We start from the raw sequence: 18090 nt of genomic DNA, 5'->3' as shown, positions 1-18090 counted from the left end.
GCGACGATACTGGCATGCGCCCCTGCTCCCGCTCGTGAATGGACTCATGCCGACCTCCGCCACCGCCCGTCCCATGACTCCCGCCACGGTGTGGCCGGCTCGCGGCCGCCACACCCGAGGCGCCGCGGAAGACGTTCTCCGGCGCTCGCTGGAGCAGCGCAAGCGCAGTCGGGACATCGACGACTTCCTGGAACTGCCCGAGGCCGACGCCGCTCCCGCCGAGCGGGTTTTCGAAGCGCGCTGGCGAGTGGACGAAACGGTGACCGTCCGCGCCCGGCTGAGCCTGACGTCCGGTTCGGGCGAGGGGCAGGACTGGGTCCTGATCGCCGAGGCCGAGCAGCCGTGGAGACAGGAGTGGCCCTCCCCCGTCGGCCTGTTCTGGCCGGACGAGCCGGACGCCGGCTGGGACCGGGTCGCCACGGCCGATCTGTCGCTGCGGGAGATCAACCCGCTCCCCCGGGATGACAGGGAGACCCGGCGCCTGCTCCGGAGCGCCGTGCGCGGCGGGTGGCACATCCATGTCGTCGTCCATGAGGCGATGACCCCGGACGAGCGCGGCCGGATGCCCGTGGCGCGGTGGCTGCCGCCGGGTCTGCGGGACCGTGTGGTGGAGCACCGGGCGGCGCCGCAGCAACTGCGGGGCGTCAACTGGGCCCTTCGGGAGTCCGGCGTCCAGGTGCCGCGCGGCGGTGCCGTGGTGCTGCCCGGCAGCCCGGCCCCGGATGGCTACGACGTGGAGGACTTCTCCGTCCGCGCGGTCTTCCTCGACGGTTCGGAGCCGACCGACCTCGTCGCCGCGGTGACGCGGTTCGCCGCGCTGCCGAGGCCCCTGCCCGACGGCGCGCAGGACGCCCTCACGGCGCTGCGGGAGGACTGGCATCTGCTGACTCTTCAGGAGGAGCTGGAACGGCAGCGCGGTCTGGTGGCCATGTACGCCGAGGCGCTCGAGGCCATGACGAAGTCCCGCGACCTTTACCGGGAGGCGGCCGAGCGCGCCCACGAGGCCCTGGTCGCTTACCAGGAGTCGGCCGGGGCCGCTCCGGCACCGCGGCAGGCCTCCGGTGTGTCCGCGGCTTCTCCGCTCCAGCAGATCACACGCACGTTCGAACGTTTCAAGGGCAAGTCGACGCGTCCCACTGCCCCCGCCGGGGAGAAGGAGTAGGCGCCTGCCCGTCGGGGCGCACGTGTCAGCCGTGCCCTTCCGGATTCGCGGTCCGTACGGCAGTACGATCCGCCCGGGAAGGTCCGCCCCGACATGGGCAACCACCAGCACTCGGAGACGACGCTCCGCTCAACGGCAAGCCCTGCGCGGTCACCCACCGTCGACCACCGGCGGGTCCTGCCGGACCTCCTGCGGGAGGACCCGGACCTCACGGGCGCCACGTGCGCCGCGCCGCACGGATCAACCCGATGGGCAGCAAGGGGATCGGGAAGATCGGCGTCGTCGGGACAGCCGCGGCGATCGGCAACGCCGTCCACCACGCCAGCGGGACAGCGGTGAGCGGATCCGGTCCGGTGCCGCGCCCGTAGCGGTCCCTCCGCCGTGCGGCGCGCCCCGGGCGCCGGCGCCAGGCATGATGGCGAAAAGGAACTCCTGTACGCCTGCATCCTCGCCGGTGTGGAGGCGCGGACACGGCCGCTCCCGCACCCCCGTCGGGGACGAGCGACGTTACGCTGACCACTGGTCGTCGCCTGCGTCACACCGTGCCACTCGGGTAACCCACGGGGTGACCACCCGCACGGGAAAATCCGCCGACTCGCCGACATGTCCGGCTCCAGCCGCAATACAGCCGCCGGAAACGGGAATCCACGTAGTGACACCCCGTGTCGCGGCACGCCAGGGAGGGCAGCCCGTGGATACGACCACAACGGTGATCACCGTGGCCGCGATTCTCGCGGTCATCGTCCTCGTCCTCGCCGTCACCGTTCTCGTGCGGCTGGTACGGACCCGGCGCGACCTGCGGCGCGCGGGGCTGCCCACCGGCCCGCGCTGGGTCTTCTGGGGCGCGGTCCTCTATTTCGTGCTGCCCGCCGACCTGCTGCCCGACCCGCTGTACCTGGACGACATCGGCGTTCTGCTGCTCGCTCTGCGCACCGTCCGCGGCTCCCTCGGCGAGCGGGAGCGCAGTACGACACGCCGGCCGGACCACCAACCGGCGCGATGACTACGGAAAGTAAGGAAACCAACCACCCGTTCGATTCGTATAAGTCTCTGGAAGCCGAAACGAGCCGACGGACCGGGTGGCCGTGCCCCTGGACCCCCGCTTGATCGGCGCAGCACCGACGAGGGAGAGACGATGCAACCGTTCGCGCTCAACTACGCGCGCCCGGCAGTGGAGTTGGAAGCTGTCATTCCGTACGTGTACGACGCCGGACTGCAGCTGAACGTACTCCTGGACGGCCGGGTCGCCGCCTGCGACTTCGCCCTGTTGCGAGAAGTCGGCACCACGACGTCCACCGCCGGCTCCAAGACGCACTTCGACGACTGAACGCGGCCGCCGAAGATGACCGTACTGATCCTCACCTGTGAGGAGGACGTGACCGCGGACATGGTGGTCGTGCACCTCAACGCCTCCGGGATCCCGGTGGTCCGGGTCGACCCCGCCGACCTGACCGGCGGTGTCGCGCTGTCCGGGGAGTACGTCCACGGCCGTTTCCGTGGCCATCTGTCCGCCGGGGGGCGGCTGGTGAGCATCGGCGGGCTGCGATCGGTCTGGGTGCGCCGGCCCGGCACACCGGCCGGCCGGGCGGCCCAGCCGTCCGCGTGGCTGACGGAGGAGGCCGCCCAAGCGCTCTACGGCATGCTGCGGGGCTCGGACGCGCGGTGGATGAACCATCCGGACGCCGCGCGCCGTGCCCGGCACAAGCCGTGGCAGTTGCGTCTTGGCCAGCAGTGCGGCCTGCCCGTGCCGGCGACGCTGATCACGACCTTCCCGCGGGCTGCCCGCGAATTCGCCGAGCGCTACCCGGATCTGGTGGTCAAGCCGGTGTCGGGCGCGCATCCGCAGGACCCGCCCAGGGCGGTGCCGACCAGCCGGGTCGCGCCGGACACGGACTTCTCCGCCGTGGCGTTCGGGCCGACGCTGCTGCAGCGGCGGATCGCCAAGCGGGCCGACATCCGTCTCACCGTGGTGGGTGAGCGGATGCTGGCCGCCCGCAAGGCGACCGCCGAGGACACGGACGCCGACGAGGTCGACGTGCGCTTCGCGGCGCCCGGTTCACCGTGGCGCCCCACCGACGTGCCGTCGCGCATCGCGCCAGGTGTCCAGGCCTACCTGCGGGAGGCGGAACTGGCGTACGGCGCCTTCGACTTCGTCGAGGACGCCGACGGGACCTGGTGGTTCCTGGAGTGCAACCAGTCCGGGCAGTTCGGGTTCGTCGAGGTGGAGACGGGGCAGCCGATCGCACGCACCATCGCCGAGTGGTTAGCCCGTCCCGTTCCGGATGGGCAGGCGCACGTCAAGCGCTGGAACACGAGCGTCCGTTGAGAGGCAAAGGCTCACTGCGCCTGCGGGCCGGGCAGCATGGCCGTGCGCTGCCAGCCCGTGCCCGGGGAGTGCGGGCGGTCGTAGCCGGGGGACTGCGCGGGCCGCATGGCCAGCTCCAGTTCCCTGCTCACGCGTTCGGCCTCGCGGCGAACCTGTGCGGGCACATCGCCGCACTCCGCGATGAGTCGGTCGTAGATGGGGGAATCCTGGAACACCCGTCAACGTGCCTTTCTGCTCGTCGACCCCGTTCGGGGGCGAGAGTGCGAGTCTAGGCGGCCCGGTGCCCCGGAGTGTGAATTCCCTGGGGGGACTTGACCCAGACCGGACATCCGTGGCAAGCGGACGAGCGAGGGGTCAGGCTCCGGTCGTGGAACCCGGCCGGACGATCATCAGAACGGTGACCGTCGCCCACAGGAGATTGAAGACGCCCGTGAACATGGCGAGTTGCACGGTGTCGCGGTGGTCGACGGCCTGTTCGCCCTCGAGTTGGCCGACGAGTTCCTCCTGGCGCGGCAGGACGAAGGCGACCAGGACGCCGGCGGCGGCCGCCGTCAGTGCGATGGAGGTCACGAGCCATCCGCTGCCCAGGACACCCATCGCGGCAGCGGTGGCGAACCCGAGGACCGGGACGGTCAGTCCGACACCGGCGTAGACGCGGCAGATGCGGTGCAGCAGCGCGACCGTGCCGACGGCCGAAGCGTCGGGGGCATCGCCGCTCACGGGGACGGCGCGCCGCGCCGCCGGCGGGAACATGCTGGCCGCGACGGTCACGGGACCGATGGCGACGATGGCGGCCAGGACGTGGAGGGACAGCAGGATTTTGGTCACCGGACTCTTTCCGTGATGCGATCGACGTTGCCGGACTCACGTTAGGAAGCCGGGGAATGATCGCCCAGAGGCTGAAACGACAGCTTCCAACGGATTCCCGCCAACTCCCTGACCTGCGCCCTCGTCACGCGGGCCGCCCCGTCCCCGCCTCGTCCCGCCGGCGGGAACGGGCCTAGGGTGGCGCTCATGCACACCGTGGCGATCCTGGTCCTCGATCAAGTGGTGCCGTTCGACATGGCGGCGCCCCAGCAGACGTTCGCCTGGACCCATCTGCCGGACGGGCGGCCCGCCTACCGGGTCCGGTTGTGCGCCGAGTCGCCGGAGGTGCGCGCGGACGGCGGTTTCACCCTGCGCGTGGACCGGGGGCTCGAGGCACTGGCGGAGGCCGACACGATCATCGTGCCGGGCTGCTCCCCCGAGGCCGCACCGCCGTCCGCGCGGGTACTGGCGGCCCTGCGGCAGGCGGCGGAGGCCGGCACCCGGATCGCGTCCGTCTGTGTGGGCGCCTTCGTGCTGGCCGAAGCCGGGCTGCTGGACGGGCTGCGCGCCACCACTCACTGGGTTGCGGCCGGCGAGCTGGCCCGTCGTTTCCCGCGGATCGAGGTGCAGCCGGACGTGCTGTACGTCGACAACGGGCAGATCCTCACCTCGGCCGGTGCGGCCGCCGCGCTGGACCTGTGCCTGCACATGATCCGGCGGGATCTGGGATCGGCCGTCGCGGCGAACATCGCCCGGATGTCGGTCGTGCCCCTGGAACGCGAGGGCGGACAGGCCCAGTTCATCGTGCACGAGCACCCGCCGGTGCCCCGCGGGTCGGCGCTCGAGCCGTTGCTCGAGTGGATCGAGGACAACCTGGCGCACGAGGTGACGCTCGGCGTGCTTGCGGAGCGCGCCGGAATGAGCGAGCGGACCTTCAGCCGCCGCTTCCGCGAACAGACCGGCACCACGCCACTGCAGTGGTTACTGCTGGCGCGGGTGCGGCGCGCTCAGTACCTGCTGGAGAACACCGACCACTCCGTCGAACGGATCGCGCGGCAGGCGGGATTCGGCTCACCGACGGCGTTCCGGGAGCGGTTCCGCAAGGTGGTGGGCACCACGCCGTACGCGTACCGTACGGCGTTCCACGGAAAGGCGGCGGCCTCGGCGGGCCGTCCCTAGGCCACCGAGGCCGCACCCGGTCACGCCGGGCTCTTGCGATGTCAGCCCACCAACGTCAGACCGTTCTCCCCGTCCGCGTCCGCCCCCTCCGGGGCCCTCTTCGTGAGCAACAGCGCGTCCGCCTTGGCGATCGCCTCATGGATGGCGGATGTTCCCATCATCACGCACAGCGTGTAGCTGACGTCCTCCAGCTCGCGTGCCGCCGTCGGCATGTGCCTCTCCGCCTGAGCGATCCTCAGCGACGCGTACCGCGTGAGCAGCTCTCTGACGGCTTTCCGGTCCGGTACGAGCACGTAGCGCCCCTCTCTGTGTTTTCGCTGCGTATGCCCGAACCACGCGGAAACATTCACATGTCTTTCTCACCAGTGGCGGAATTGACGAGAAATGATCGCCTGCTGACGAAGGGGCAGGTCGGGTCACGTACTCGGGCAGCTCCATGCGCCCGGCACCGGAGCTGTCTTGTCACACGGGGATGAAACCCCGCGGCGGAGGACTCAACTCCCCCACACAGAACGACGATCCGCCCGGCGCTTCCCCGTCTCACTGCCATAGTCGGGGACCACTTCGGAGGTGGTTGTGAGCACAGAGGTGACAGCATCCGGCCCGGGGGAAGCGACGACGTACCTCTACCCAGGAGGAGGACACGACTGGCCTTACCGGGAGCGGGAGTTCACCGCCTCCTGGCCGGTGCTCGCCCATGCGCTGGGCGTGCCGGAGTGACGGGGGTGCCGTCGGGGCACGGAACGGAGCGGAAGGGACGTCCGTCCAACACGGGACTTCCCACTCGTCCCACCGGCAACGGTGCTCGGGTGAGCCGCTTCCGGTCGAAAGGAGTGTCCGTGATGGCTGTGCCCGCCCCGCACGGAGTGCCGGACCGCCCCGGCCTGCCGCCGGTTCCGCCCGAACTGGCGAAGCTGCTGCGCGCGCAGCTGGCGGCCGTCGCCGACGCCGTGGAGGAGGAGGTCCGGCGTCAGGTCCCCGACTACGCGCGGCCCGCCGACGGGGCGTACCGCAGGAACCTGCGGGCCGGGGTGGTGCAGGCGCTGACCCTGTTCGTCGACCACATCGCCGACCCGCGCGACGACGGACGCGCTATCGCGGCCACGTACTACGAACTCGGGCGCGGCGAGGCCCTTGAGGGCCGCAGCCTGGACGCGTTGCAGTCCGCGCTGCGGGTCGGCGGGCTGCACGCCTGGCGGCTGATGGGTCATACGGCGGAGGAGCTCGGGCTTGACTCCACGGTCGTCGCGGCGCTGGGCGAGCTGGCGTTCCGTACGGTGCACGAGGTCGCCGAGGCGGCCGCGGCCGGCTACGCGGAGGCCCGGCTGCGCAGCTCGGACGAGCTGGAGCGGCGCCGCAGGCGGCTGCTCGACCTGCTCCTGGAGGACGGCCCGGTGGCGCTGGAGGCAGTCCAGGACCTGGCGCACAGCGCGCGCTGGCCGGTGCCCCGTACGGTCGCCGTGGTGGCGCTGGCCGCGACGCCGGACCGGCGGGAGGAGGACCGGCCGCTGGCGGCGGCGGGCGCGCTGGTGGACATGGAGTCGCGGCCGCCCCGCATGCTGGTGCCCGACCCGGACGGCTCCGGGAGCTTCGGCGGCCGGGCGTTCACGCTCGCTCTGCGCGGCCGGCCGGCCGCGATCGGCCCGGCGGTCGCGGTCACCGAGGCCGCGCAGTCACTGCGTCTCGCCACCCGGGCGCTCGGGCTGATGGGGCGTGGCATCCTGCCCCGGCAGGGCGTCGTGCGGTGCTCCGACCATCTGTCGACCCTGCTGCTGTACGGCGACGAGCCACTGCTCGGACAGCTCCGGACGCGGGTCCTCGCGCCGCTCGACGCGGTCTCGGCGGGGCAGCGCGAGCGGCTGGCCGAGACGCTGCTCGCGTGGCTGCTCAGCGGCAGCCACGTGCCGGACGTCGCCGTGCGGCTGCACGTCCACCCGCAGACGGTCCGCTACCGCCTGCGGCAGCTGGAGAAGCTGTTCGGCGACGCCCTGCACGATCCGGAAAGCCGCCTCGACCTCATTCTGGCGTTGCGCGCGGAGTCCCCGCACACGCAGCAGGAATGATTTCCGGTACTCAACTGACAACAAAAAACCGCGGCGATTCCATAATCCCGTCCATAACACTGGGCGGGACACAGCGAATACGTTCGGGCCGTCCTTTTTCGCAGGCGCTGACATGCGCCTCTCCCGCGGAGGATCCCCCATGCGTATCCGTGTGTGTCTCGCCGCGCTCTCGCTGGTCGGCGGGGCCGGACTTGCCACCCTCTCGGCTCCCCAGGCCACCGCCGCGGCCTGCTCGGACGTCGAACTGGTCTCGGCCCGCGGCACCTTCGAGCCGGGCAGGCTCGGATTCATCGTCGGCGACCCGGTGTATTCCGCGCTGCAGAAGAAAGCGACGGGCAAAAGCCTGTCCAGCTACAAGGTGAACTATCCCGCCGACCTCTCTCCGACGTCCGCGGCACAGGGCAACCTGGACCTCGTGAACCATGTGCGGGGCCAGGCCGCCGCCTGCCCGGATCAGAAGTTCGTTCTCGTCGGCTATTCGCAGGGCGCGAACGTCGTCGACAACTCGATCGGCATCAGCAGCGCGGGCGCGGCGGTCGGCAGCCCCATCGTGGCGACGCTGCCCGCCGCGGTCGAGCCGAAGGTCGCCGCGGTGCTGCTGTTCGGCAACCCGATCCGGGCGATCGGCAAGAGCGTCACCGGCACCTACCAGAGCCGCACCCTGGACATCTGCGCCAAGGGCGACCCCGTCTGCGAGAGCGGTGGAGGCGATGCCGGGGCGCACCTCGGCTACCGGGACGACGCCGACGCGGCGGCCACGTTCGCCGCCGGCAGGCTCTGACCGCAGGCGCGCACGAAGGGGCCCGGGAGGAGACCTCCCGGGCCCCGGGCGTGCCGGCGGTCAGCACGTCGAGGTGCTGGTAGCCGTCGGTGACCAGGGGGAGGCGGAAGGGTTCTCAGGGGGTACTGATGAGAACTCAGCTTCCGGGACGCGGCTCGTCACCGGCGCACAGGGCGCGGGACCGGCGGACCGGTCCGGGCCTCGTCCCGCTTCTGGTCGTGGCCAAGCTGCGGACCGGCGGTTTCGGGCGCATGGTGGGGCTATGGACGGTCAACCCCCTGTGGTCGTGGAGCCGCCCGCGTCGGACGGCGGACGGCTGGTGACCATCCACGGCGAGCGCAAGGGTGTCGCCTACAGCCTGTTCGACGTGCTGGACCTCCTGCACGGCGAGGGCCTGCCCACCGCCGACACGGCCGTCGACGACACCGAGCTGATCGAGTGGCAGGGCGGCGGACCCTACGACTGGAACGACGGGGCGTCCGACGAGGCATGAGCCGCACGCCCGAGCGCGGTCCGCGCCGGCGAGCCGGTGTCAGCGCCCGGAGTCACGCTGCGCACACATGACCCCTGCCCCCCTTTTTCCGGAGGTTCTCATGGTCTCGCGTCTCAACCCGTACCTCACCTTCAACGGTGACGCCCGGCAGGCGATGGAGTTCTACCAGGAGGTCTTCGGCGGTTCCCTGCGCCTCAACACCTACGGCGACTTCGGCCAGGCGGACGCCCCGAACGCCGACAAGATCATGCACGGCATGCTGGAGACCACCAGCGGCTTCACCCTGATGGGCGCCGACAACCCGCCGGGGATGGAGTCCGAGCAGGGCGGCCAGCCCTTCTCCGTGAGCCTGAGCGGGGATGACGACGCCGAGCTGCGCGGCTACTGGGAGAAGCTGTCCGAGGGGGGCTCGGTGTCCGTGCCGCTGGAGACGCAGATGTGGGGCGACGTGTTCGGCATGTGCACGGACCGCTTCGGCGTCCCGTGGATGGTGAACATCGGCAGTCCGGCGGGCTGAGCGTCACCGCCGAGACGGCCCCGGGGTCCCCTCCACCCCGAGCCGCCCGCACCCGCCGTTCACCGTCGGCGCGTGCGGGCGGCTCCGCCGTGCCGGGGCCGCGCACATTCCCGCGCGCTCGCCGCCTCCGTTTTGTTGGTACGTCCTGACAAACCTGTTGACATCCCCCTTGGGCGCCCGCATAGTACCTGCCACTAGAGCGCGCTAGTACCGCGCTCCAGTCACCTTCCCGGAGACGCGGCCCCCCTTTGCCAGCGCCTCTTTGCCAGCACAGTGAGGTGCACCCGACATGCGCAGACACCACAGATCCGCCGCCCTGACCACCGCCGTCCTCGCCGGCGTCCTGCTCGCCGCCGGCTGCTCCAGCGGCTCCGGCGGGAAGAAGTCCGAGAGCGGCGGCACCGACGCCGCCGGGGGCAAGGCGACCACCCCGCGCATGACCGTGGCGATGGTGACCCACGCGGCGCCCGGCGACACCTTCTGGGACCTGATCCGCAAGGGCGCCCAGGCCGCCGCCGCCAAGGACAACATCAAGCTCGTCTACTCCAGCGACCCCGTGGCCGGAAACCAGGCCAACCTGGTGCAGAACGCCATCGACCAGAAGGTCGACGGCATCGCTCTCACCGCCGCCAAGCCCGACGCCGTGAAGGAGGTGGTGGCCCAGGCCAAGGCGGCCGGCATACCCGTCGTCGGCTTCAACTCCGGCCTGGACGACTGGAAGGAGCTCGGCATGCTCGAGTACTTCGGCCAGGACGAGAACATCGCCGGCCAGGCCTTCGGCGAGCGCCTCAACCAGCAGGGCGCCAAGCACGCCGTCTGCGTGATCCAGGAGCAGGGACAGGTCGCGCTGGAGGCGCGCTGCGCCGGCCTGAAGAAGGGCTTCAAGGGCACCACGGAGAACGTGTACGTCAACGGCACCGACATGCCCTCCGTGAAGTCGACCCTGACCGCCAAGCTGCAGAAGGACTCGACCATCGACCGGGTGGTCACGCTCGGCGCCCCGATCGCCCTGACCGCCGTGCAGTCGGTCAGGGACGCGGGCAGCAAGGCCGAGGTCGCCACCTTCGACCTCAACAGGGACCTCGTCGGCGCCATCCAGGGCGGCGACATCCAGTTCGCCGTCGACCAGCAGCCCTACCTCCAGGGCTACCTCTCCGTGGACGCGCTGTGGCTGTACCGGACGAACGGCAACGTCAGCGGCGGCGGCACCGCTCCGGTGCTCACCGGACCGGCCTTCGTCACCAAGGACAACGTCGACACCGTCGCCGAGTTCGCCAAGAAGGGCACGCGCTAGCCCGACCTGCTGCGGCCCGGCGCCGCGCGGGCGAGCGGGTCAGGCCTGTCCCGGTTCCTCCGGGGCCGGACCGCTGGTGCCCCGCACCACCAGCTTCGGGCCCAGCACCGCCTCCCTCGGCTGCAGTTCCTCGTTCTCCAGCCGTTCGACGGCGAAGCGGACGGCGTGCTCGGCCATGAGGACCGCGTCCTGGCGGACGGTGGTCAGGCCGATCGGCATCAGGTGGGAGAGGTGACTGTCGTCGTAGCCGACGACGGACAGGTCGCGCGGCACCTCGACGCCCGCCCGGGTGAGGGCCATCAGCAGGCCCATCGCGCAGCGGTCGTTGCCGGCGAGCACCGCCGTCGGCAACGGCCGCCCGCCGTCGCGTTCGGCCAGGAGCATCCGGCCCGTCTCGATTCCGGAGTCCTCGGTGTGGTGACCGGGGATCACCCGTGCCTCGGCCTCCAGCCCGTGACGGCGCATCGCCGCACGGTAGGCGCGCCGCCGCTCCGCCGAGCCGGGGCCGCGTCCGCCGTCGATGTGCACGATCCGGCGGTGCCCCAGCTCCACCAGGTGGTCCATGGCCTGCCGGACGCCTTTGCCCTCGGCGGTGTGCACGAAGTCGACCCGGGCCTGGGGCACCCGGCGGCTGACGGAGACGGCGACCGTGCGCTGCCCGAGCGCGTCCAGGTAGGCGGGGTCGGCGTCCGGTCCGAGGAGGATCACCGCCTCACAGCGGTGGCTGAGCAGCGCCTCGACCGCCTTCGTCTCGCTGCGGCCGGATGTGGCCCCGGAGAGCAGCACGTCGTAGCCGAGCCGCTCGGCCTCGGGGTAGATGGCTGTGATGAGGTCGGTGTGGAAGGTCTGGTGCACGGTGAACATCACGCCGAGCGTACGGCTGCGGCCGCGGGCCAGCAGCCGGGCGGCGCTGTCGGGCCGGTAGCCGATCTCGTCGGCCACCCGCAGGACCCGTTCCCGGGTCTCCCGGCTCGCTCCCGCCTGGTTGCGGAAGACGATCGAGACGAGCGCGCGGGAGACGCCCGCCTTCTCGGCGACATCCGCCATCGTGGGCCGCTGCCTGCCCGATGCATCCACCTGTGAACCCACCCTCCGACGCCGACCACCATAAGGGGCGCCCCGTCCCGTGCCTCCGCGCAGGGCTGCTGCAATCTCCCGGCAACAAGCTATTGACATGACATTTGGACAGGGGCCATCGTACTCGAACTAGAGCGCGCTAGTAGAGCGCGTCAGGCCCATCGAGCTTGTCCCTCCCCTCAAAGGACACCCACCATGGCAACGGCGCCTTCCCCTCTCCGCACCACCGTCGGCAACCTGTGTCCCGGCTCCGCCCCCGACTGCCGGGGCGTCTGGTTCCCCGAGGACGAACGCCCGGTGCCGGTGCCGAATCCCCTGGCCGATTGCGGCCTTTCGGGTACCCGGCGCCCGACTCTCGACAGGTAAGGAGCGCCCATGGACGTCAGGGACGACACGACACCGGCCCCCACCCCCTCCCCGGCCACGGCCGTCGTGGACGACGCTCCTGTGGCGGTCAGTCGGCGACTGCGGCTGATCACGATCATCGCCACGTTCGGTGGTCTGCTCTTCGGCTACGACACGGGCGTCATCAACGGCGCCCTGCCCTACATGACCGACGACCTCGGCCTGACCCCGGTCACCGAGGGGTTGGTCACCAGCTCGCTGCTGCTGGGCGCCGCGCTGGGCGCGGTGACCGGCGGCCGGTTGTCGGACGCGCGGGGCAGGCGGCGCAGCATCCTGCTGCTGGCCGTGCTGTTCTTCGCCGGCGCTCTCGGCTGCACGCTCGCCCCGACGACCGAGGTGATGATCGTGGCGCGCTTCGTGCTCGGTCTCGCGGTCGGTGGCGCCTCGGTGACCGTGCCGGTCTACCTCGCGGAGGTGTCGCCCGCCGAGCGGCGCGGTGCCCTCGTCACCCGCAACGAACTGATGATCGTCACCGGTCAGTTGCTGGCGTTCACGTCCAACGCGATCATCGCCCGGGTCGGCGGCGAGTCCGGTGGCGTGTGGCGCTGGATGCTGGTCGTCGCCACGCTGCCGGCCGTGGTGCTGTGGTTCGGCATGCTGGTGATGCCGGAGAGCCCGCGGTGGCTGGCCTCCCGGAGCCGCTTCGGTGAGGCCCTCGAAGTACTGAAGCAGGTGCGCTCGCGGGCCCGGGCCGAGGCCGAGCTGAAGGAGGTCAGTGCCCTCGCCGTCAAGGACGAGCAGGAGAAGCTGGGCGGCTGGCAGGACATCAAGAGCACGCCGTGGGTGCGGAAGCTGATGTTCGTCGGGTTCGGCATCGCGATCGTGCAGCAGATCACCGGCGTCAACACGATCATGTACTACGGCACGCAGATCCTCACCGACGCCGGTTTCGCCGCCGACAGCGCGCTGACGGCGAACATCGCCAACGGTGTGATCTCGGTGCTGGCCACCTTCGTCGGTATCTGGCTGCTGGGCCGCGTACCGCGCCGCCCGATGCTTATGACCGGTCAGATCGGTACGACCGCCGCCCTGTTGCTGATCGGGATCTTCTCCCTGGTGCTGCCGTCCGGCGACCCGCGGGCGTTCGCGGTGCTGGCGATGACGGTCACGTTCCTCGCCTTCCAGCAGGGCGCGATCTCGCCGGTGACCTGGCTGATGCTGTCGGAGATCTTCCCGATGCGGATGCGCGGCTTCGGCATGGGGGTGGCGGCCGTGGTGCTGTGGCTGACCAACTTCGTGATCGGGCTGGTCTTCCCGTCCCTGGTGTCGGGGATCGGGATCTCCAACACCTTCTTCCTGTTCGTGGTGGCGGGCGTGCTGTCCCTCACCTTCGTGAAGCTGTACGTCCCCGAGACCAAGGGCCGCACCCTCGAGACCCTCGAGGCCGAGCTCCGCACGCGCTTCTCCTGACCGCCTTTCGAGGAGTTCACCATGACCGTACGCGTAGGCGTCATCGGCGCCGGAATGATCGGCCAGGACCACACCCGGCGGCTCACCGAGGTCGTCACCGGTGCCACGGTCACGGCCGTGACCGACATCGACGCCGAACGCGCCGCCGCAGTGGCGGCCCGGGCCGGTGCGACCGCGCTGCCCACGGGTGCCGACGTGATCGCCTCCCCGGACGTGGACGCCGTCCTCGTCACCTCCTGGGGGCCGACCCACGCCGAGCACGTCCTGAAAGCGATCGCGGCCGGCAAGCCGGTGTTCTGCGAGAAACCGCTGGCCACCACCGCCGAGGACTGTCTGCGGATCGTCGAGGCCGAACGGGCGCACGGCCGCCGGCTGGTGCAGGTCGGCTTCATGCGCCGCTTCGACGCCGGCTACCGCCAGATGAGGGAGGTGCTGTCGACCGGTTCGCTCGGGGCTCCGCTGATCGTGCACTGCGCCCACCGCAACCCGACCGTCCCGGAGTCGTACCACTCCCCCATGGCCGCCCAGGACACGGCCGTGCACGAGATCGACGTGCTGCGCTGGCTGCTGGACGACGAGATCGTCTCCGCCCAGGTGGTCACCCCGCGCGCCACGAGCAAGCGGTTCGCGCACCTGAAGGATCCTCAGATCATGGTCTTCGAGACCGCCGAGGGCGTCCGGATCGACCTGGAGGTCTTCGTCAACTGCCAGTACGGCTACGACATCCAGTGCGAGGTGGTCGGTGAGGACGGCCTGGTCCGGCTGCCCGACCCGGCCGCCGTCGGGATCCGTACGGCCGCCCGGCACGGCACGGGTGTGCTGCAGGACTGGAAGGACCGGTTCGCGGAGGCCTTCGACACCGAGTTCCGCGAGTGGGTCGCCGGCGTGGCGGCCGGCACCGGACCGACCGGCCCGTCCGCCTGGGACGGTTACGCCGCCACCGTCATCACCGATGCCGCCGTCCGCTCCCTGGAGTCCGGCGGCGAGACCGTCACCGTCGACATGAAGCCCCGCCCCACCTTCTACGGAGGCACCGCGTGAAGATCGCCCTCGACCCCTACATGTTCCGCGCCCTGCCGATCGACGAGATGGTGCGCACCGTCGCCGAACTGGGCTACGACTACATCGAGTTGTCGCCGCGCGGGGACTTCATGCCGTTCTTCCTGCACCCGCGTGCGGACGACGAGCGGGTGGCGGAGCTGAAGCGGTCGCTCGCCAGGCACGGGGTCCGGTTGTCCTCGGTACTGCCGCTGTACAAGTGGTCCTCGCCGGACGAGACGGAACGGCAGGCAGCGGTCCGCTACTGGAAGCGGATGATCGAGATCACCGTGGAGCTGGAATGCCCGCTGATGAACTCGGAGTTCAACGGTCGGCCCGAGCACGCGGCGCAGAGCGAGGCGGCCTTCTGGCGCTCGCTGGAGGAACTGCTGCCGGTGTTCGAGCGCGAAGGCATCGCGCTGAACCTGGAGGCGCACCCGGACGACTTCTGCGAGGAGAACACCCCGGCCGTCGATCTCGTCCGCGCGATCAACAAGCCGTGGGTGAACTACCTGTACTGCGCCCCGCACTCCTTCCACCTCTCGGGCGCCTCGGAAGCAGGCGCGGACATCGCGGCGATGATGCGCTACGCCGGCGACAGACTCCAGCACGTGCACATCGCGGACTCCTTCAACCACAAGGGTTCGTCCGGCCTGCGCTACATCCTCAACCCGCCGGGCACGCCGGCCCGTATCCACCAGCACCTCGACATCGGTCAGGGCGAGGTCGACTGGGACGCCTTCTTCGGCACGCTGCGCGAGCTGGGCTTCGACGGGGTCGCCACGGCCTGCGTCTTCGCCTGGGAGGAACGGGCCCGGGAGTCGTCGGCGTTCATGCTGGACCGCATCCGCGAGGAGCTCGCCGCCTAGGCCTTGTCAGGGGCTGGTGAGGATGACGAGCTGCCGGGTCGCCCGGGTCATCGCGACATAGCGGTCCACGCCCCCTTCGACGCCCGTGCCGAAGTCCTCCGGGTCGACGAGGACGACCAGGTCGAACTCCAGCCCCTTCGACAGTTCCGGAGTCAGCGACCGGACCCGGGACGACACCGGCCGGAACGTGGGATCGCCGATGACACAGGCGATTCCCTCGGCGTGCGCGGCCAGCCAGGCGTCGAGGACCGTGCCCAGCTCCGCGACGGATCCGTGCACGACGGGGACGCCGCCGGCGCGGACGGAGGCCGGCACATTGGCGTCCGGGAGCACGCTGCGGATGACCGGTTCGGCCTCCGCCATGATCTCCTCAGGGGTCCGGTAGTTGATGGTCAGTGAGGCCAGGTCGATCCGGTCGAACCCGACCCGTTCGAGGCGTTCCCGCCAGGTCTCCGTGAACCCGTGCCGCGCCTGGGCACGGTCCCCGACGATGGTGAAGCTGCGGGACGGGCAGCGCAGCAGCAGCATCTGCCACTCCGCGTCCGTCAGTTCCTGCGCCTCGTCCACCACGATGTGCGCGAACGGTCCGGCGAGCCGGTCCGGGTCGGCGGTGGGCAGGGCGGTCTCGTCGACCAGGGAGTTCCGCATGTCCTGCCCGTGCAGCATGACGAGCACGCCTTCACCGTCGTCGTAGCTGTGGGCGGCCAGCAGGTCGTCGATGACCCTGCCCATGCGCTCGCGTTCGACGGCGACGGCGGCCTCCTGCCGCCGCTTGCGCCGGGACGCCTCCGGGTCGCCGAGCCGGTGCCGTGCCGCGTCCAGCAGTGGCAGGTCGGACACGGTCCAGGCGTGGGCGTCCGGGCGCTGGAGCCTGCGGACCTCGTCGCGGCCGAGCCAGGGGGCACACATCCGCAGGTACGCGGGAACCGACCACAGGTCTCCGACGAGGTCGGTCGCCTCGAGCAGCGGCCACGCCCGGTCGAAGACGGTGAGCAGCTCCCGGTTCCGCGCCATCGACCGGCGGAACAGGTCGGTCGGTACGTCGGCTTCGTGCTTGTCCTCCAGGATGGTGAGCAGTTCCTCCCAGATCTGGTCGCGGGCCTCGTTGTGCGGGGTACCGGGCTCCGCCGCGTCGAACGCCACGGCCCAGTCGCCGGCGCTCAGGTGGATGTCGGACCAGTGGGTGGTGACGGTCATCGCCTCGGTGGGCGGTTCCTCGTAGAACCGGACGGCCTTCTCGATCGCCTTCACCATGCCGACGGACGACTTCAGGCGGGCCACCTCCGGATCCGTCTCGGCCGAGGCCGTGGCCCCTTCGTCGACGAGGTCCCGCAGGACGCAGGTCTGAACGCCCTCCTCGCCGAGGCTGGGCAGGACGTCGGAGACGTAGGACAGGTAGGGCCGGTGCGGGCCGACGAACAGCACACCTCCCCTGCGGTGCTGCCCGAGGCGCGGGTCGGAGTGGAGCAGGTAGGCGGAGCGGTGCAGGGCGACGACGGTCTTGCCGGTGCCCGGGCCGCCGTCGACGACGAGGGCGCCGCGGGAACCGGCGCGGATGATGGCGTCCTGGTCGGCCTGGATGGTGGCGAGCACGTCCCGCATCCGGGGCGAGCGGTTGGTGCCCAGGCTGGCGATGAAGGCGGACTGGTCGTCCAGCGCGGCGTGCCCGGCCAAGCCGTCCGCGGTGAACACCTCGTCCCAGTAGTCGCTGATCCGGCCGTCGGTCCAGCGGTATCTGCGGCGGCTCGCCAGGCCCATCGGGTCGGCGTGGGTGGCTCCGAAGAACGGCTCGGCGGCGGGGGAACGCCAGTCGACCAGCAGTCGGCGTCCCTCGCTGTCCGTGAGACCGAGCCGTCCCACGTACACGGGCTCGGAGTCGTCCGCACCGACCATGTGCCCGAGGCACAGGTCCAGTCCGAAACGGCGCAGGGCGCGCAGCCGGGAGGTCAGCCGGTGGATCTCCGCGTCCCGGTCCATCGCCTGCCGTCCCTTGCCGCCGGGTGCCTTCCGTTCGGCCTCCAGACGGCCCGACAGCTCGGCGATCGACTGCTCCAGACACTCGGCGACGGCAGCGAAGTGCCGCTCGTCGCGGGCGATCGACGCCGGGTCGGCCTTGGCCGACAGGCGGTCGGGAAGATCGAACGCGCTGGTGGTCAGGGGGTTCACGTCAGGCACTCGCATCTCCGCAGGTCCGGGGCTTGGGCCGGTCATTCTGCGGCAGGACGGGGGCCTTGCCGCAAGGCCCCCTGTGCGCTATAAGTTGAAAGTGGCAAGGAGACAGGACTCCTTGCCCTCTTCTTTTCCGACGCTGTGGGCGGGGCCTCGCCAACCGCCGTACGGGAAGGCTGACGTCGTCCACGTTGACGGCCCCGGCCTCCCGTCGCCCGGTCGACGACCTCGACGTAGATCCGCTCACCGATGTGCTCGGACAGGTCCAAGACGACACGGCGGTACTGCTCGGCACCGCGGCCCGTCGCCTTGCCCAGCATCGTGCCGTCGCTCGCGTGGGCCGGTCCTGGCCGAGCTCTGCCTGCCGGCGGGCCGGACCCTGACACTGCGCTTCCCTCCCCCGGGCGGCGATCCCTGGCGGATCCCAGCCCGAGCAGGAGGCGGGCCCGGCTTCGCGTGCGCCGTCAGCGCGTGGAACCTGCGGCCGTACCGCAGGCCGG

At 71.0% G+C, this 18090-nt stretch carries 19 protein-coding genes; 14 read left to right on the top strand and 5 right to left on the bottom strand.

Annotated elements, in window-relative coordinates:
- Window positions 1-46 precede the first annotated feature (46 nt).
- The 4 genes from IE97_RS0124975 (at window position 47) to tgmB (ending at window position 3488) form a co-directional block, all read left to right on the top strand.
- Entirely contained in the window at window positions 47-1162 is a 1116-nt protein-coding gene (locus tag IE97_RS0124975; RefSeq protein WP_030244741.1) for a hypothetical protein, read from the top strand.
- A gap of 691 nt (window positions 1163-1853) precedes the next feature.
- A complete protein-coding gene (locus tag IE97_RS38665; protein WP_037836274.1) occupies window positions 1854-2165 on the top strand; it encodes a YkvA family protein in 312 nt (103 codons plus the stop codon).
- Between the two features lie 132 nt (window positions 2166-2297).
- Window positions 2298-2489 carry a putative ATP-grasp-modified RiPP gene (tgmA, locus tag IE97_RS0124960; protein WP_030244739.1) on the top strand — a complete coding sequence of 64 codons (192 nt, stop codon included), beginning with the start codon at window positions 2298-2300 and terminating at the stop codon, window positions 2487-2489.
- A 15-nt stretch (window positions 2490-2504) separates the two neighbouring features.
- Complete coding sequence (gene tgmB, locus IE97_RS0124955; RefSeq protein WP_030244738.1) at window positions 2505-3488, top strand: ATP-grasp ribosomal peptide maturase; 984 nt, start codon at window positions 2505-2507, stop codon at window positions 3486-3488.
- Between the two features lie 11 nt (window positions 3489-3499).
- Here tgmB and IE97_RS0124950 read toward each other — a convergent pair whose 3' ends face one another.
- Together IE97_RS0124950 and IE97_RS0124945 are read right to left on the bottom strand one after the other, a co-directional pair.
- Window positions 3500-3703: a hypothetical protein gene (locus IE97_RS0124950; RefSeq protein WP_030244736.1), complete on the bottom strand. Its 204-nt coding sequence runs from the start codon at window positions 3701-3703 to the stop codon at window positions 3500-3502.
- Window positions 3704-3842: 139 nt separating this feature from the next.
- Complete coding sequence (locus tag IE97_RS0124945; protein ID WP_030244728.1) at window positions 3843-4316, bottom strand: membrane protein; 474 nt, start codon at window positions 4314-4316, stop codon at window positions 3843-3845.
- Window positions 4317-4502: 186 nt separating this feature from the next.
- Here IE97_RS0124945 and IE97_RS0124940 point away from each other — a divergent pair, with 186 nt between their 5' ends.
- On the top strand, window positions 4503-5474 hold the full coding sequence (locus tag IE97_RS0124940; protein ID WP_030244726.1) for a GlxA family transcriptional regulator: 972 nt from the start codon (window positions 4503-4505) through the stop codon (window positions 5472-5474).
- Between the two features lie 41 nt (window positions 5475-5515).
- Here the strand turns inward: IE97_RS0124940 and IE97_RS0124935 are convergent, their stop codons facing one another.
- Window positions 5516-5767, bottom strand: coding sequence for a DUF5133 domain-containing protein (locus IE97_RS0124935; protein WP_030244724.1), 252 nt, complete (start codon window positions 5765-5767; stop codon window positions 5516-5518).
- A gap of 295 nt (window positions 5768-6062) precedes the next feature.
- On the opposite strand from IE97_RS0124935, the gene IE97_RS41640 reads away from it, so the two are divergent.
- From IE97_RS41640 to IE97_RS0124910, 6 genes are all read left to right on the top strand, one after another.
- Complete coding sequence (locus tag IE97_RS41640) at window positions 6063-6194, top strand: hypothetical protein (protein WP_420706137.1); 132 nt, start codon at window positions 6063-6065, stop codon at window positions 6192-6194.
- 122 nt (window positions 6195-6316) lie between these two features.
- Window positions 6317-7537 (top strand): PucR family transcriptional regulator, encoded by a 1221-nt coding sequence (locus IE97_RS0124930; RefSeq protein ID WP_030244722.1) that lies wholly within the window; start codon window positions 6317-6319, stop codon window positions 7535-7537.
- A gap of 139 nt (window positions 7538-7676) precedes the next feature.
- Window positions 7677-8318 (top strand): cutinase family protein, encoded by a 642-nt coding sequence (locus IE97_RS0124925; protein WP_030244720.1) that lies wholly within the window; start codon window positions 7677-7679, stop codon window positions 8316-8318.
- 262 nt (window positions 8319-8580) lie between these two features.
- On the top strand, window positions 8581-8811 hold the full coding sequence (locus tag IE97_RS0124920; protein WP_030244717.1) for a hypothetical protein: 231 nt from the start codon (window positions 8581-8583) through the stop codon (window positions 8809-8811).
- Between the two features lie 100 nt (window positions 8812-8911).
- Window positions 8912-9328, top strand: coding sequence for a VOC family protein (locus tag IE97_RS0124915; RefSeq protein ID WP_030244715.1), 417 nt, complete (start codon window positions 8912-8914; stop codon window positions 9326-9328).
- 289 nt (window positions 9329-9617) lie between these two features.
- Complete coding sequence (locus tag IE97_RS0124910) at window positions 9618-10622, top strand: sugar ABC transporter substrate-binding protein (protein WP_030244713.1); 1005 nt, start codon at window positions 9618-9620, stop codon at window positions 10620-10622.
- Between the two features lie 39 nt (window positions 10623-10661).
- Here IE97_RS0124910 and IE97_RS0124905 read toward each other — a convergent pair whose 3' ends face one another.
- Complete coding sequence (locus IE97_RS0124905; RefSeq protein ID WP_030244710.1) at window positions 10662-11669, bottom strand: LacI family DNA-binding transcriptional regulator; 1008 nt, start codon at window positions 11667-11669, stop codon at window positions 10662-10664.
- Window positions 11670-12074: 405 nt separating this feature from the next.
- Between IE97_RS0124905 and IE97_RS0124900 the strand changes: the two genes are divergently transcribed.
- From IE97_RS0124900 to IE97_RS0124890, 3 genes are read left to right on the top strand one after another with little or no spacing between them, the layout of a single operon-like run.
- Window positions 12075-13514, top strand: a complete 1440-nt coding sequence (locus IE97_RS0124900) for a sugar porter family MFS transporter (protein ID WP_030244708.1) — start codon at window positions 12075-12077, stop codon at window positions 13512-13514.
- Window positions 13515-13535: 21 nt separating this feature from the next.
- Entirely contained in the window at window positions 13536-14555 is a 1020-nt protein-coding gene (locus IE97_RS0124895; protein WP_030244706.1) for a Gfo/Idh/MocA family oxidoreductase, read from the top strand.
- Entirely contained in the window at window positions 14552-15421 is an 870-nt protein-coding gene (locus IE97_RS0124890; protein WP_030244704.1) for a sugar phosphate isomerase/epimerase family protein, read from the top strand. The genes IE97_RS0124895 and IE97_RS0124890 overlap by 4 nt, the downstream gene beginning before the upstream one ends.
- 6 nt (window positions 15422-15427) lie before the next feature.
- Here the strand turns inward: IE97_RS0124890 and helR are convergent, their stop codons facing one another.
- Window positions 15428-17587, bottom strand: coding sequence for an RNA polymerase recycling motor ATPase HelR (helR, locus tag IE97_RS0124885; protein WP_030244701.1), 2160 nt, complete (start codon window positions 17585-17587; stop codon window positions 15428-15430).
- Between the last annotated feature and the right edge of the window lie 503 nt (window positions 17588-18090).

It is taken from the genome of Streptomyces sp. NRRL S-455, assembly GCF_000717875.1.
GTDB lineage: Bacteria > Actinomycetota > Actinomycetes > Streptomycetales > Streptomycetaceae > Streptomyces.
The sequence above is the reverse complement of the archived record's forward strand: the minus strand, read 5'-3'. Positions and strand labels throughout refer to the sequence as shown.

What these genes read in the sequence shown, in the direction of transcription:
- tgmA (WP_030244739.1), top strand. Translation starts at nt 2,298, where the DNA reads ATGCAACCGTTCGCGCTCAACTACGCGCGCCCGGCAGTGGAGTTGGAA.
- IE97_RS0124905 (WP_030244710.1), bottom strand. Translation starts at nt 11,669, where the DNA reads ATGGCGGATGTCGCCGAGAAGGCGGGCGTCTCCCGCGCGCTCGTCTCG.
- tgmB (WP_030244738.1), top strand. Translation starts at nt 2,505, where the DNA reads ATGACCGTACTGATCCTCACCTGTGAGGAGGACGTGACCGCGGACATG.
- IE97_RS0124910 (WP_030244713.1), top strand. Translation starts at nt 9,618, where the DNA reads ATGCGCAGACACCACAGATCCGCCGCCCTGACCACCGCCGTCCTCGCC.
- IE97_RS0124915 (WP_030244715.1), top strand. Translation starts at nt 8,912, where the DNA reads ATGGTCTCGCGTCTCAACCCGTACCTCACCTTCAACGGTGACGCCCGG.
- IE97_RS0124940 (WP_030244726.1), top strand. Translation starts at nt 4,503, where the DNA reads ATGCACACCGTGGCGATCCTGGTCCTCGATCAAGTGGTGCCGTTCGAC.
- IE97_RS0124925 (WP_030244720.1), top strand. Translation starts at nt 7,677, where the DNA reads ATGCGTATCCGTGTGTGTCTCGCCGCGCTCTCGCTGGTCGGCGGGGCC.
- IE97_RS0124920 (WP_030244717.1), top strand. Translation starts at nt 8,581, where the DNA reads ATGGACGGTCAACCCCCTGTGGTCGTGGAGCCGCCCGCGTCGGACGGC.
- IE97_RS0124900 (WP_030244708.1), top strand. Translation starts at nt 12,075, where the DNA reads ATGGACGTCAGGGACGACACGACACCGGCCCCCACCCCCTCCCCGGCC.
- IE97_RS0124930 (WP_030244722.1), top strand. Translation starts at nt 6,317, where the DNA reads ATGGCTGTGCCCGCCCCGCACGGAGTGCCGGACCGCCCCGGCCTGCCG.
- IE97_RS0124895 (WP_030244706.1), top strand. Translation starts at nt 13,536, where the DNA reads ATGACCGTACGCGTAGGCGTCATCGGCGCCGGAATGATCGGCCAGGAC.
- IE97_RS0124975 (WP_030244741.1), top strand. Translation starts at nt 47, where the DNA reads ATGCCGACCTCCGCCACCGCCCGTCCCATGACTCCCGCCACGGTGTGG.